The organism is Methylotenera sp., assembly GCF_029945705.1.
Classification (GTDB): Bacteria; Pseudomonadota; Gammaproteobacteria; order Burkholderiales; family Methylophilaceae; genus Methylotenera.
Genome location: NZ_JAQSDC010000049.1, coordinates 87,902 through 103,717 on the forward strand (window position 1 = coordinate 87,902; position 15,816 = coordinate 103,717).

Annotated in this window: 14 protein-coding genes; all 14 read right to left on the bottom strand. The window is 36.3% G+C overall.

The window, feature by feature from the left end; translation table 11 throughout:
- Positions 1–8: 8 nt before the first annotated feature.
- Positions 9–935 (bottom strand): glycosyltransferase, encoded by a 927-nt coding sequence (locus PSU78_RS10950; protein WP_300387903.1) that lies wholly within the window; start codon positions 933–935, stop codon positions 9–11.
- Positions 936–963: 28 nt separating this feature from the next.
- Positions 964–2,832, bottom strand: a complete 1,869-nt coding sequence (locus PSU78_RS10955) for a glycosyltransferase (RefSeq protein ID WP_300387905.1) — start codon at positions 2,830–2,832, stop codon at positions 964–966.
- A 21-nt stretch (positions 2,833–2,853) separates the two neighbouring features.
- Positions 2,854–3,843, bottom strand: coding sequence for a glycosyltransferase family 2 protein (locus tag PSU78_RS10960; protein ID WP_300387906.1), 990 nt, complete (start codon positions 3,841–3,843; stop codon positions 2,854–2,856).
- Positions 3,843–5,681: a glycosyltransferase family 2 protein gene (locus PSU78_RS10965; protein WP_300387908.1), complete on the bottom strand. Its 1,839-nt coding sequence runs from the start codon at positions 5,679–5,681 to the stop codon at positions 3,843–3,845. The genes PSU78_RS10960 and PSU78_RS10965 overlap by 1 nt, the downstream gene beginning before the upstream one ends.
- 5 nt (positions 5,682–5,686) lie before the next feature.
- On the bottom strand, positions 5,687–6,907 hold the full coding sequence (locus tag PSU78_RS10970) for a glycosyltransferase (protein ID WP_300387910.1): 1,221 nt from the start codon (positions 6,905–6,907) through the stop codon (positions 5,687–5,689).
- A gap of 1 nt (position 6,908) precedes the next feature.
- Complete coding sequence (locus tag PSU78_RS10975) at positions 6,909–7,796, bottom strand: class I SAM-dependent methyltransferase (protein ID WP_300387912.1); 888 nt, start codon at positions 7,794–7,796, stop codon at positions 6,909–6,911.
- 81 nt (positions 7,797–7,877) lie between these two features.
- Entirely contained in the window at positions 7,878–8,744 is an 867-nt protein-coding gene (gene rfbD, locus PSU78_RS10980) for a dTDP-4-dehydrorhamnose reductase (RefSeq protein ID WP_300387914.1), read from the bottom strand.
- Positions 8,745–8,784: 40 nt separating this feature from the next.
- Entirely contained in the window at positions 8,785–9,879 is a 1,095-nt protein-coding gene (locus PSU78_RS10985; RefSeq protein WP_300387916.1) for a putative sugar O-methyltransferase, read from the bottom strand.
- Positions 9,876–11,150, bottom strand: coding sequence for an ABC transporter ATP-binding protein (locus PSU78_RS10990; protein WP_300387918.1), 1,275 nt, complete (start codon positions 11,148–11,150; stop codon positions 9,876–9,878). The genes PSU78_RS10985 and PSU78_RS10990 overlap by 4 nt, the downstream gene beginning before the upstream one ends.
- Before the next feature lie 7 nt (positions 11,151–11,157).
- Positions 11,158–11,991: an ABC transporter permease gene (locus tag PSU78_RS10995; protein WP_300387920.1), complete on the bottom strand. Its 834-nt coding sequence runs from the start codon at positions 11,989–11,991 to the stop codon at positions 11,158–11,160.
- Positions 11,991–13,220: a class I SAM-dependent methyltransferase gene (locus PSU78_RS11000; protein ID WP_300387921.1), complete on the bottom strand. Its 1,230-nt coding sequence runs from the start codon at positions 13,218–13,220 to the stop codon at positions 11,991–11,993. Before PSU78_RS11000 ends, PSU78_RS10995 begins: the two co-directional genes overlap by 1 nt.
- On the bottom strand, positions 13,217–13,777 hold the full coding sequence (rfbC, locus tag PSU78_RS11005) for a dTDP-4-dehydrorhamnose 3,5-epimerase (protein WP_300387923.1): 561 nt from the start codon (positions 13,775–13,777) through the stop codon (positions 13,217–13,219). The genes PSU78_RS11000 and rfbC overlap by 4 nt, the downstream gene beginning before the upstream one ends.
- On the bottom strand, positions 13,777–14,844 hold the full coding sequence (gene rfbG / locus PSU78_RS11010) for a CDP-glucose 4,6-dehydratase (RefSeq protein WP_300387925.1): 1,068 nt from the start codon (positions 14,842–14,844) through the stop codon (positions 13,777–13,779). The genes rfbC and rfbG overlap by 1 nt, the downstream gene beginning before the upstream one ends.
- Complete coding sequence (rfbF, locus tag PSU78_RS11015) at positions 14,844–15,614, bottom strand: glucose-1-phosphate cytidylyltransferase (protein ID WP_300387927.1); 771 nt, start codon at positions 15,612–15,614, stop codon at positions 14,844–14,846. The genes rfbG and rfbF overlap by 1 nt, the downstream gene beginning before the upstream one ends.
- Positions 15,615–15,816: the final 202 nt, after the last annotated feature.

The following is a 15,816-nucleotide window of genomic DNA, read 5'->3' on the forward strand; positions in this document are numbered from 1 at the left end:
CTTGCGCCCTAAAATAAACCAAAAATAATCATTAGTGCCAAAAATAAACAATCAGTCATTTTACGTCTGGCTTGTGGAATAAATCGCAATAACTTTATACGTGAAACTACATCTGACTTTTCAAGTAAACTTGAAATATTTAGTAATTTAGGATTATTAGATAGTTGGTAAGAAACTGCTAAAACTTTTAACACTTCACGCCTATACCAGCCATTAGATACTTTTCTTAATCGAGACAGCATAGCTTTTAAACCACTATTCGCACCAACCACATTTTTATCATGCTGACGGTAGTGTAAAGATGGCTTTGAATCAATCAACCATTTTTTGCCGGATGCTCGGCAAACGGCATAAACAAGCCAATCATGCAAAGCCACCTGACTTGCAACACTAGATGAATCAATAAGCAGCTTCTTTACTTCACTCACCAGCCAAGATGTCATTAAAAATGTACAGCCAGGCCCTGCAGACTCGAACAAAAAATCTAATTCACGCTGTGGTTGTGATTTATCGATTAATTTTGTTTTACCGTCAGGCCAAAAAGCGATTACATTTGATGACACAGCACATACGTTATTATCTTGCATAAGCTTAATGTGCCTTATAAGCTTATGTTGGTCCCAAATATCATCTTGATCAGCAAATGCAATGTAATCAAAATCCGTAGTATTCACATCTTTAATCAATCGATAAAAATTCTTTCCAGCACTACCATATCGCTCCTTTTGAGGCAGGATTATAAGTTGCGAAGAAACTTCTGCTCGATCAAGTAAATATGTATAAGTAGCATCTTCAGACATATCATCAGACACATACACAGTAATATCGACAGAAGTTTGATTTAGTATGCTGTCAATTTGGTCATTAATCCAAGGCGAACCATTATACGTTGCCATGAGAACTGCAACGGTTGGTCTGCGCTGATTTATTAGCATATTTTAGCCAAGACTTGAGCTTAACTGACTATGCCAAGATGAAATTGGGTGGGTTTGCACGAAAGTAATGGCTATAGTAAGGATCAACAATAGTTGCATCACGCCAAATGGATAAAAATAAATCTTCTTCGTGCTTTGCCACTTCTCGTTTTCGATTGCGACTTTCAAAATGAAAAAGTTGAGCTTGTCCTGTATATACAATTCTTAAACCCAATTTCCATGCTTTTAAACATAAATCTATGTCATTGTAATTAATTGCAAATCGCTCATCAAACCCATCAATTTGATTAAATAAATCTTTTCCTATCAACATACATGCACCAGTCACTGCCAGATAATTCCTTTGTCCCTCTGAACTGAAGTAGTAGCCATGCTCATCTCCTGGATAACCTCTACGAATATGGTCAGGCAACCCATTGCAAAAAGTAACCCCGGCATGTTGAAGAGTACCATCCTCAAAGTGAAGCTTTGCCCCTACCACACCTACATTGGGCTGCTGAGCAACACTTAGCATTGCCTCTAACCAATCTGGACTAACAACCTCTATATCGTCATTAAGAAATAAAAGGAAATCTCCAGTAGAGTGAGTTGCACCTAAGTTCATCTTTTCAGCAATGTTGAATATTGATTCTTTATAGTGAACGAATTTTATTGGGAAGTGTGATAAAGATTGAAGGGTATCAGGTCGCAAATCGTTATTATCAACAACAATAATCTCAATATTTTTATATGTGCTCAATTGCATAATCGATGTAATACAATTCACTAGTAAATCAATGTCTTCGCCTCGAAGATGTGTATTTTTTCCCGCTGAAGGTATGACAATACTTACCTTTGGTGTATTAATTACTTGGCGGCGAACGTGAAAACAACCTTTGAATTTACTAGCTTCCACAAAATCCAGATTACCTGTTCTCTCAACGTGCTCTCTAAGAACCAATAATGCAGCATCAATTACATAATCCTTATTATCCATGGAGGCTGCAGTTGATCCAGGAATCGCTCGCCAGTGGTAAAGAATTTTGGGAACATGTGCGACATTTTTGGCATATTCTGAAAAACGCAGTACAAAATCATAATCTTGCGCTCCGTTGCACTCTTTTCTGAACCCACCAGTTTTCACAACTAGCTCTGTTCGATAGCATGCAAAGTGTGCGGTATACATACAGCACTCTAAATACTCTGGTGACCAGTCTGGCTTAAAGTGTGGCTCATACCGTAGTTTGCCATCATAAGAGATTTTATCTTCATCAGAATAAATAAAATCTAATAATGGATTTTCATTTAACTTACTCGCAAATTCATAGAGTGCATTTGGAGCAATCAAGTCATCATGATCCATAAAACATACAAAATCACCCGTAACCAAAGTTAATGCGGTATTTGTGGCCTCTGCAATATGCCCGTTAATATCACGAAATTTCACTTTAATCCGTGGATCTTTTTGCGAATACTGATTCAACAAATCTTTCACATAAGATTGGCTTGAGTGATCATCGGCAATACATAACTCCCACTCTTGATATGATTGTGATAGAACCGACTCGATAAACTCTATTAATAAGTTTTTAGGAGTATTGTATGTTGGAACTACAATTGAAAATTTTGTTTTATATTCAAAGAGTTTTGATTCAATACGTTGAAAATTCAATATCTCATTGTCAAGATTCTCATGAACTATTAACCAATCAGCATAACTAGTAGCGTCCGTATTTCTAGCAATTAAGCTAGAAGTAACACGCTTGAAATCTTCACAACTTCTACTTCTCATTGTTGCCTCTGCCAAACTAACAACTCTTGAAAAAAAATTGAGGGAACCATATTGCTGACGAAATGTATTTGATGCTTTTAGTAACAATACAACCTTAATCAAAAGTCGTTTTAACTTTACTATCATTTAAATATACAACCTTTACAATTAATCAGAATTACTTAAATCAACTTTTAATTTGCCACTATTCCCATGCCAAACATCGACTAATCCATGCCACATCATGCGTAAATTCAACCATCGATTGGGTGCAAATAATACAAAGTATCCAAAAAGCATACAAAGTTGGTTGAAACAATATAATTTCCAAGCCAAAGAAATATAAGGGCGCCTCATTAAAATCACACCATTTCTAAAAATATAGTAATAGCGGAAAGGCAAGTGATATGAAATGTATCTCCAACGTAAAAACCAAAACTTTTGTCTTCTATCGCCCAATGTATGATACATATAAGCATCACAAACACCGAAAATTGACCACCCAGCAAATTTGGCTCGTAAACACCATTCGGTGTCAACATGATCAATAAATAACGTTTCATCCATCAATCCTATTTGATCAATAGCACCAATTGATAGTAATGTGCCCGAAGAGATGAGAATATCGACCAAGACACTTTTTGTGCCTTCGTTGCATTCTAAGCGCTGCGTTCTCCAATAAGAATGCCGAGAAAAATATGAAAGGTTTTTACCATTAGAATCACAAAATCTTGGTCCTGTTGCTGCCACATGGAAACCACTACTTTCCAATTCAATCATATTTTCTTGAAGAGTTTTTACCATATTAGGTAACGGAATACTATCCTGATCCATCAATAGCACATAAGAAAAACCTTGATCACGCGCTCTATTAATACCCTTGTTCAGACCACCCGCAATCCCAGTATTTTCAGTCAGTTGTAAGAACTCTAAATCAAGTTCAATATTTTTCTTTAAATTCAATATAATATATTCATTGATATTTAGAGAATTATTATCGACTAAAATAACATGTTTAACTTGTAAAGATAGTTCAAACAAACTCTCTTGTAGTCGATTTAAATCAGGATAAAACGTCACCAATACAACAGCGACCTTAGAATTATACTCATCGTTAATTGAAGATTGGATTGAATGAGAAATCAAAGGGAAACTCACTATGCTTTTACTGCTAAAAATCTAGAAAAGAAGAAATTCTTTATTTTACGTGAAGAGTAAATTACTAAGCTTATAACTGGAATAAATAGGTAGTAAAAAATTAAACTAGATTGCAATCTTAATATCTCATTTTTTCTTTTAGTTTCGATAAAACTCTTACAAATCCATACACGATATGCCATCCGCATTTTACGTTCAATCTTTACTAAATATGTATGCTTGATATATGGTTTATTTTTATACATATCAAACAACCTCACATTATCTTCAACCAGAACACCTGATTGAATGTTTCGCTGAGTCATTTGTAATTCATGACGACGAATGGCACAAAGTGGTTGCGGAATTGAGACTAAATCACCTTTTTCTAAAAGACGAAACCACAACTCTAAATCAACTAGATGCGGAAACTGTAAGTTCAAGCGATTTTCAAGTCCGTCTCGTCTAAACATAGTTGCTGAGGGTTCACCAATATAGTTCCCCCCAAATAAACACCTATTTATTGCATCCGTACCTTTTACTACCACTTCATTATCAGAATAACTTTTAATCCCCAAAACTTCATCATATTGATTCACAAGAAGGCGTCCTACTGTCACTAAAGTTGCTACCTTATTTAACTCTAAAACACTGACCATTTGCTCCAATGCATTAGGCATTAAAAAATCATCAGCACATAAGAACTTAACATAATCGCCATTTACTTTACTCAAACACAGATTGAAATTTTGAATTAATCCAATATTAAATTCATTTTTATAAAATTTTATTTTAATATTTTCTGCTGCTAACCGCTCAACCCAAATAGCAGTATCATCTGTAGAAGCATTATCTATAACAATTAACTCATAATTGGTATATGTTTGCTTTAATACTGAATCTAAAGCAGCATGAAAGAACTCCCCTCCGTTTCGAACAGGTATACATACACTTACCATAGGCTGCTCAATAATATCTAAATTAGTAACAATATCAACCGAAGCCTGCCAAGCCGACATTGAAAGATATCTTCTCCTTCCTAAGGATCCATATTGATAGTCTCTTGTTTGATTGTCTGCAACCAATAAATTATCTTGGTTACTTTGCCAAAAAGTCTGACTTTTGTTCCAACCCTCTTTTTTATAAGCTTTACCATCTTTACCTATTATCAGTATTTTTTTTCCCATTCTCATAATTTGCTGAGACAATCCTTCATACCCACTCTCAACTTTATATGCATCATACTTACTCAAAATTGGATTCATCTTTATAGTGTTTATTAGAGATGAAGATATTAAAAATGCATTTGTGCGGATATGTGGATTAGGAAATGGAGGAAAATCGATCCTAATTAAAGTATGCTTTACACTCTCAACTAACAAAACAATGCATTTTTTCCAAAATGCTTTACTGGCAAATGGTCCATCGTAATCAAAAATTACTTTTATTTTACTTTTAAAATTAATATTGTGACTTTGCCAACTACCTGAAGCACCCACTAATCCCACTTCTGAATTTAATGAATGTTGATAAAGCTTTTTCAACCAATTAGCATCTAGAACTTCACTAAATGAATTTAAAAAACAGAAAAAACGATACTGATTACCAAAAACTTCTGCTGCCTTAAAATAGGCCGTTAAATCAAAACCCGCATCAGGTATTTCAAGCGATAGATATTGGAATGGTTTTAATATTTCTCGGTATGCTTTTAGATCAGAGGACTGGCTAAATCCTTTAAAAACCAGCAAAAAATCGTGATTAATTCCACCATGGTTTAGCTGATAAGAAACCAAGAACCGTCGAAATGGCTCAATACCATTTTGAGCACGTACTAAATGAACGACACAAAGTTCTTTCATTTACATTAACCAATATTGCTAATGTTTTCATTACAAGTATCTAACATAACATGCTGTGGATTTACCTGATTGAATACATCAAGAATAGTCTTAAATTCCCCTTCAACTTTTGGCATGAAAATATTAGGATGTGAATCAACCAAGTTAATGAGCTTATGTGCAAGAAAATTACGATAGCGTGCTGGCAGTACTCTAACTAATGGAAACAAAAATAAACCAAATTTAACGCTTTCATAAAAACTAACTTTATTTTTTAGATCATTAAATATTTCCCTACCATTTTTACTAGATAATATAAAAGCAGAATACACACTACATATTTGAATTAATCTATATCGCTTATAGGAAACCTTTAAATCAAACTCAGAAACAAGGTTTTTAACTAAGGTTTCCATAGAGATTAGCCATGAAGTGTTCATTTCTGAACCAGGTAAAATTACATTAACAAGATTATTTACAACTAATGGATCAGGAATATTTTTAAGAAAAGCATTGCCGCCCACTTCTTCATCATTAAAATAATAAAAACCAAATGATTTAGGACTTATTCCTATTGTTACCAATGGCTGTGGAACAACTAAAATACGTTGAGCCTTTAACATTATTGCATTAGAGGCGTAATAATCTGGATATGGTGATTGATAAAAATCACCATATTTTTTCATGTCATTTATAAGCTTTCTACTTACTAACGAGAATTGCATGTTGAAATCGAACATTACTTTAAAATCTAATGAGTATTTAACCAACTTAATTGCATTTTCTCGCTCAAGCCAATAAGGATCTTTAACTCTATGAAATAAACTTCTATGACTATAAGTTCTAAGGAATCCTTCTGGTATACCAGGCATTACACTTGGGTATGCATAAAGAAAAGCATTCGTATAAATAAAATCTGGCGTATTAAATTTTTTAATTAAATCATATAAAGTTGAAAAATAGCCCTTCATTATTCCGTCATCATCGCCCAGCATTATGATGTAATCACCATCACTTTTATTTAATGCATTATTCCAATTTTCTGTAACTGGAACAAAACTCTCTGTACGAAAATATTTTATTCGTGTGTCTGATAGTGATGAAACATAGCCACTAATATCTTCGTCAGAGAAATTGTCAGAAACTATAATTTCCCAGTCATCATAATCTTGCCTTCGAACCGTTTCAATTGCTCTAGCAAGTAGTTCTTTGCGGTTTCTGGTTGGCAATAATACTGAAAATTTCATGTTACTCTACTTTCCTTAAAACTATTGTATATGCACTTCCTTTTCCTTCCAATCGATCAAACACACCAAATACTTTTGCTACCTTGCGGCCAAATGAATGGAGATAGCGATTAATTCTAGGTTGTGAGCTTAAGTTAGAGAAGAAAAATTCCCAGCCAAAAATATTCCATCCTAAACCACCCTCATCATTAGTCGTATTGTATTCAAGTTTCATTCCTAGTGACTCAAGCTTTTCAATTATTAACGAGGAAGGTATGAGCATCACATGCCTTGGGGCATCTACATGCGGCCAATAACGTCCCAAAACTTTGAATTGAAATGCGTCAGGATTAGGTGCAGCAATGACTACAACACCACCCTTGTTTAAACTCTTAACAATAGCCTCGAGCGTCTCCCATGGATTTGGTAAATGCTCAATTACATGCCATAAAGCAATTACATCAAATGGGGGTAAGGTCTTTAATGCCTCACATGCATTATCACTATTAACAGTAGGAATATTGGCAATCTCATTCAGAAACTTACTACATCTAGCATCCATTTCAATCGCTTCAGCGTCAAACCCAGAGTGCTTGGCAAGGTAAGTGAAGCATCCGAGTGACGGTCCAATTTCAAGCAGCCTACCTTGTTTAATAAACCTCTGAATTATTTCTATTTTGTATCTCTCATGAGCAAAACCAGATTTCAGTACATCCACTGAGTCAGGAATAGAGTAATAAGTCTGTGGGTAGTAATCACCAAGATTTTCTGGAATCGGATCAATAAAAATTAACTTACATTTCGGGCATTTATAATGATCAAAAACAGTATTTGTGACTTTTCTGTTGTAATCTTTACTCTGAAATAAGAGATTTGATTTTGTATTACAATAAGAACAATTTTTTTTCATAGAATCCAAACAGTCAATCTTAACTAGGGCGTGAATTGTTTACAACTTTTAATAAAACTTATGCAAGATGAAAAATGTATTTCAAGAAACCTCATATTTTTCTTTTAAAAACCGGCTCAATGCATCCCGCCAGTGTGGCAAGGTAACCCCTAGAGTTAAAGCTTTAGTATTTGCTAACACTGAATACAGAGGTCTTCTCATGCTACCAGACATCCCACCTCTATCAACTGGAGTGACTTTAACACTTAACCCCGAAAGCTCATAAATCGCTTTTGTAAACTCATACCAAGTACACTCACCCTCATTAACAAGATGATATATCCCAGCTTTTAGTTCAGGATGCTGTATTAGGCGCAATACTGCAACAGCTAAGTCTTTTGAAAAAGTAGGAGAAACTACTTGATCACAACCCATTTCAATTAGTGTATTGGTTTCAGCATCTAATATACGCTTATCTACAAAGTTTCCACCTTTTGAAGCGGCTCCACTCAACCCGTACAATCCACAGGTCCTTATAATAATTGAGTTTTCTAGTGCAGCTGACATTACAGCCAACTCACCAGCCAACCTTGAAATACCATACATTTGCAAAGGCTTAGGGCAATCACTTTCAATATATGGGGTATTCTTCTCTCCACCAAACACATAATCTGTACTAAACGTAACAAACAAAGCATTAGCTTTTTTGCAAGCTAATGCCAAGTTTCTGACTGCAATTACATTTATGTCAAACGCTCGATGGGGTTCTATTTCACAAATAGGAACATTATGAAACGCTGCCGTATTGATTACAACATCAGGTTTAATGTCATTTAGAGCAACCTCAAATGAAGATAGATTTTCGACATCTAAATCAACCCGATCTGGGGCAAATATCACATTAGAGGTATTTTCTGATAATATGCTTGAACCAAGTTGGCCCGATTTACCAATTAATAAAATTTTCAAAATACTTAACCTGTAAGACTTAACATTATAATTATGTTAGCTATTTAATCTTAAAAATAGCTTCAAAGAACTCTGTATGTACTGGGTTTAATCTTGCTGCAACTACTTCCCAAGTAGGCTTCGTAGGGTAAATAATAGCGGGTACAGTCATTTTATCTTCCGAATTTTCCCATAATACCCATTGTTTAGTATAAAAATACTTCGCTTTCTCATTCACTAACTCATAGTAATAATTTATTTGTTCACGTGACATTTCTTGCAAGCTACTTACATTAATCAATAGATCTAATGTGCCTTTTGGAAGTAATTCAATCTGATGTGGCAACAAAAAGCATATAGATGACTCATTGAACTCCTGCTCAACTTCTGAGAAATGGGTGAAATTGCGGTAGTCCATTATCTTGGCTTCAGGAAAGACCTCATGCAGATACCAATGAGCCACATATAAAGCGGGAGGCAAATCAATCAGAACAATTTTAACCCCTTCGTTCTGATGCAATAAGTGAAATAGATAACTTAATCTACCATATCCTCCACCAATCTCTGCAATAGTTTTCACATCAGAGAAACTATTACCTAAGGAACTTCTAATATAGGAATATTCCATGTATGAATTTGAAATATCTTGGCTAATGTGCTTGCCATTTATTTCAATAAAAATCGGGTTACCAATATTTGGCTCCTCTAATTTTTCGAATATTCCAAATTTATCTTGAGCCCTCACATACTCATAAAGAAACAACAAGTAAAGCGCATAAACCTTCCTTTGAACATATGATACTTTTGTATTCGTCGATACATATGTCCGATGAAACATCTCACCAACATTTGAAGTAAAAAGTTTCAAAAGTTTATCTGGATGACGTGCTATGTTGTGAAAATAAAATTGCGCAACATTTCGAAAATAAACTGATTTCGTAGTTACCATCCAATTAAAATAATTGTTATTCACAGTGCGCTTAAAGTTTTCAAGACCATCTTTTTTAAGCCACTCAACGTTTAATTGGTTTAACTTCTCCCAAAACTTGGATGCATGATATATTTCAGACGCAGCATGATGGTCTTGATTCATTTGTTCTATTAAATTAAAACTAATAGTTTCAATTGAATTATTTTTTAATTCCTCATTACTCATACCTTATGCGTCTCCCAGTTTAGTTTTGGCCTTAATACGCCAGGCATAGCACCTGCCCATCCTGACCTCGTTGAGCTAGTTTCGATCGAATCAACTACATTGAATGAAAGTGAATTTTTTTCAAAAAAATGAACATTCACCCCTGAATCAAAAGATGATAAAGCTAGTCCAACAAAATAAACGCCTTCATTTAGTATATTGCTAGGTATATGGCATATAGCCATATATTTATCTTTAGAAAAATTTAATTGAGAATCAGAAACACTTACAAACGCACATTCTCCATTTGCCGTATAAAAATAAAAATTAGGAACAAGCTTAAGCTGTTGATTTGTAGTTACCTCAAAGGTCATTTCAATTGTTATTGCTTCTTGAATTTGCACTTCTAATGCAACTTCAGCCTTGCTATTTTTAACCTCGCCTTTAAGTAACCTCACAGCGGTGTCGCCAACAAAACTTGTTGAAAAATCGTTGCTTGCAGGAGAGCTTTGACCACTTGAATAATATTCCATTACTACATCAGACACTAATCCAGATTTAACAATACGTCCTGAATCTAATAAAACCGCCTTATCGCATAATGAAGTAATCATCGGCATGCTATGACTCACAAAAATTACCGTACGTCCACTCTTTCCAACGTCATCTAATTTTCCCAAACACTTTTTCTGGAATTGCGCATCACCAACGGCTAAGACCTCATCAATAATTAAAATCTCTGGTTCTAAACTCGATGCTACTGCAAAAGCTAACCGAACATACATACCACTTGAATAATGTTTAACTGGTGTGTCTAGAAATTTCTCCACCTCAGCGAATTCAACAATCTCATCAAATTTCTGAGAAATTTCAGCTTTACTCATACCTAAAATTGCACCGTTTAAATAAACGTTTTCTCGCCCACTTAGTTCTGGATGAAATCCAGTCCCTACTTCTAGCAAACTGGATACTCGACCCCTTAAGGTAACCCGACCCTTAGTAGGCTCAATAATTCTAGAAATAACTTTTAGTAACGTAGATTTACCTGCACCGTTACGTCCAATAATACCTAAACGCTCGCCTTGTTGAATTTCAAGATTAACTCCATTCAACGCCCAAAACTCTTCTTCTTGCGCCTGTTGATGAGAAGAGTTTATCGGACTTTTAAATTTATTAGCGAGTTGTTTTGCTGTGTTTGTTAGTTCATCACGCAAAGAACCATAACGTTTATTGACGTTATGCTTAAGTATGTATTTTTTATGCAGGTTTTCTATAGAGATAATAGCAGTCATAGTTTCATCAAATCACATCAGCAAAGCTTCTTTCAGTTGCTCTAAAATATTGAACACCCGAAAAAATAAGTAAAATTACAACTACAACAGAAACAACAACACCCTGCCAATACAATGGTGTATTTGTACCAGTGATAGACCACCTAAAACCATCAATAATACCAACCATTGGATTAAGTGCGTACAGTAACCTCCATTTTTCGGGAACTATATTGCTATTAAAAGCAACTGGAGAAACATAAAGTCCAAATTGAATTACAAAAGGCACAACATAAGCAAAATCTCGATATTTCACATTAAGTGCAGCTACCCATAAACCAGCACCAACAGCAGCTAAAATTAATAATACAATAAAGAATGGTAGAAAAAGAACTCGCGAATCAGGCAAAACATTAAACCAAATCATCAAAATAACGAGCAGAACCCCAGAAATCAGAAAATCCACCAAACTTACAATCACAGAGCTTAATGGCACGATTAACCTAGGAAAATACACTTTGGAAATAATGTTTGCATTTCCTACTAGACTATTACCCGCTTCTGAAAATGCACTTGCAAAGAACAGCCAAGGTAGCATCCCTGATAAAACAAGTACCGGGTAAGGGACTCCATCAGAAGGTAGCTTAGCAAGCTTGCCAAAAACAAAAACAAAAACCATCATCGTAAGTAAAGGCTTTATCACCGACCATAAAACGCCTATGAATGTTTGCTTATATCTAACTAAAACATCTCGCCATGCCAAAAAAAAGAATAACTCACGGTAACGCCAAAGATCTTTCCAGTACGCAGATTCTATGCGCCCTGCTTCTATCACTACAATATGTTGACTAGAACTGCTCATTAAGCCGAAATCTTTAAAGAAGGTACAGCAGTTACAAATTGTCCGCCCCAATCACGGATATATGACAATTGAGCAATCACTTCTTCACGCAAATTCCATGGCAAAATCACCACATAATCCGGTCTATATTGTTTCAAATAGTCTTCAGCAACGATAGGAATGCGACATCCAGGTAGAAATTTATTTTGCTTTGCAGGATTTAGGTCAACGACATAAGGTAGTAAATCTGAACGTACACCAGCATAATTCAACAAAGTATTTCCTTTAGCAGCGGCGCCATATCCTGCAACAGTTTTACCTGCATTTTTAGCTTCGATTAAAAAGGTGACGAAATCATTTTTTACTTTGTTGGCTTTAGCTTGAAATCCATCATAAAAAGCCGAGGTTGAAATTCCAGCAGCGCCTTCTCTCTGCAAAAGTGCCGATACGTTTGAACCTATTTCTCGTTTTCCTAAATCAGTACGTTGCGCATAAACTCGCAAACTACCACCGTGAGTTGGCAGTTCCTCTACGTCAAAAATACTTAATCCATTTGTTTCAAAAATTTGCTTTACTGCCGTTAATGAAAGGTATGAATAGTGCTCATGATAAATAGTATCAAATTGATTTTCCGTTACCATGCGCAATAAATGGGGAAACTCAAAAGTTGACACCCCTGACGGCTTAAGTAAAGTAACAAAGCCGCTTACAAAATCATTAATGTCAGGCACATGTGCTAATACATTATTAGCAGCAGTTAGATCAGCTTGCTTCCCCTGCTGAACAAGTTGCTCTGCCAACCTTACACCAAAAAACTCTTCAACAACTTCCAACCCTTTTTCGCGTGCTGCACTTGCCGTACTTTTTGTAGGCTCAACGCCCAGGCAAGGAATACCTCGCGCTTTCGCATATTGCAACAAATAGCCATCATTCGCAGCCACCTCGACGATATGAGAACTTGCATCCAACTTAAACCGTTCTACCATATCCACAATATATTTTTCAGCATGCTTCAACCAAGTTGTGGAAAATGAACTGAAGTAAGCATAATCCTCATCAAACAATTCTTCAGCACCAGCATAGTCCTCAGTCTGCACCAACCAACAAGTATCACATACCAACACTCGAAGAGGAAAATACTTTTCTGGCCCATGTATAGTTTTATTGGTCACATATGAGTTTGATGGCGGAGACGTGCCCAAATCAATTAGCGTAAAGGTTAATTCCGTTTGACAATGACGACACTTCATAAAGCGATTCCCTGATAATTTTGATCAATATAAAGATGGTTACGATCTCGTTCAGAAAGATCGCTAATGGGCAAAGGCCAATTAATATTTAGTTTAGGATCCAGTACATTAAGCGCGCCTTCTGCATTCTTTGCGTAAGGAGCTGAATGAAGATAGATCAATTCACAATCTTCGGTTAGGGTTTGAAATCCATGAGCAAAACCCTCAGGAATGAAAAAGCTACGCTGATTTTCTTTACTTAGCACCACACCATGCCATTGCAGAAATGTAGGAGAATCTTTACGCAAATCTACAGCAACGTCAAACACTTCACCATTTAGGCAACTCACTATTTTGGTTTCAGCATGAGGCGAATACTGAAAATGCAAGCCGCGTACCGCACCTTTTTGACGGGTCAATGTGTGATTGATCTGGCTAATACCGCTTTTTAAGCCTATTTCATGAAATTCATCCGCGCAAAAAAACCGACTTAAAAACCCTCGCGAATCCTCAATTTTTTTACGTTGTACTATTTTTGCCCCTAATAATGGCGTATCAATAAAATCAAACCGCCCCATTATGACAGTCCAGTCTCAGTTTGCTGATAAGTCAGTATCTGCCCTAATGTGCATTGATGCATGTCAACACCAGCATTCCAATTGGCATGCCATTCTAGAATTTGATTCAATGCGGTATGTAATTTCCAGCGCGGTTGCCAACCTAAACGAGCATGTGCTTTGCTACTATCTAATCTCAAATGGTTAGCTTCATGTAATTGTGGATTTTGATCTAACTCCCAAGAGGCATTTGGAATTGTAGCTACTAACCGTTTCACAATCCACTCAACAGTTCGAGCATCTTCATCAGAAGGTCCAAAATTCCAACCTTCAGCAAACTCAGCACCCTTGGTATATAGTTGCTCTGCTAGCATTAAATAACCAGACAATGGCTCTAAAACATGCTGCCATGGACGTATAGCATTAGGTGAACGCAGAACTAAAGCATTACCTGAATCTATCGATCGTAAAAAATCTGGGATTAAACGATCTTGCGCCCAATCTCCCCCACCAATCACATTGCCTGCTCTAGCGCTTGCTAACGCTATACCTGCTTCTGCTAGAAAAGAGCGTCGATAAGCAGACGTCACTAGCTCCGAACAGCCTTTACTACTAGAATATGGATCATAACCGCCCATTGCTTCATCTTCACGGTACGGCCAAACCCACTCACGATTTTCATAACATTTATCCGTAGTAACATTCACAACAGATCGTACACTTGATGTTTTACGCACGGCTTCAAACAAATTAACTGTTCCCATCACGTTGACAGAATAGGTCTCAACTGGATCAACATAAGAGTAACGAACTAGCGGCTGAGCCGCCAGATGTAAAACAATATCAGGCTGTGCATGCTGCATCACTGCTGCCAGCAAGGAGGTATCGCGAATATCCGCAATTGTGCTGCTAGCCATCCCAGCACCGACATTCGCAACTGTAAAAAGATTAGGTGTAGTTGGGGATTTTAATGCGTAACCGTGCACTTCAGCACCTAAACTTTGCAACCAAAGAGATAACCAACCTCCTTTAAAACCAGTATGCCCTGTTAGGAAAACTTTTTTACCAGACCAGAATTCTGAGTTCATTACCATGATTTCCAAGGAGCTTTACCACTCTGCCATAAATCTTCCAACAGAGTTTTCTCTCTCAATGTATCCATTGGCTGCCAAAATCCAGCGTGTTCATAAGCCATCATTTGGCCGTCTCGTGCTATCTTAGATAGCGGCTCAACTTCCCATGACATATGATCCCCAGAAATATAATCTAGGCATTTAGGGGACAACACGAAGAACCCTCCGTTAATCCATCCGCCATCCCCTTTAGGCTTCTCAATAAAGCCACGAACAACCCCTCTATCTATATTAAGTGCGCCATAACGCCCTGGTGGTTGAACAGCGGTTACAGTTGCAAGCTTTCCATGGTTACGATGATAATCAACTAGAGCTGAGATATTTACATCTGCCACACCATCACCGTAGGTAAAACAGAAAGCATCTTCATCTTTCAAATACTCTTCCACCCTCTTTAAACGTCCACCAGTGAGTGTTTCTTCACCAGTATCGACTAGAGTTACGCGCCATGGCTCAGCATTTTGCTGATGAACTTCCATTTTATTATTGATCATATCAAACGTAACATCTGACATATGGAGGAAATAGTTTGCAAAATATTCTTTTATAATGTAACCCTTATAGCCACAGCAAACTATAAAGTCATTAATGCCATGCGAAGAATACATCTTCATAATATGCCAAAGCATGGGCTTACCACCCACCTCAATCATAGGCTTAGGCTTTAGATGCGTTTCTTCAGAAATGCGCGTTCCCAAACCACCCGCGAGTATCACTGCCTTCATTTAATCTTCCTCGATTTAACATTCCAAGTAAATGTCAAATTTGAATTAAAGCACATTCGAAATGTTAGTTTACAATTATAAATAGCAAAAAATTTAGCTTAAATTATCGTTAGGCACCTATCAACATCTGCCTATTAAATATTAGCATTAGGGCACCTCTAAAAATACGATTTAATCGCACCATGTTAGATAGTGATGCAAT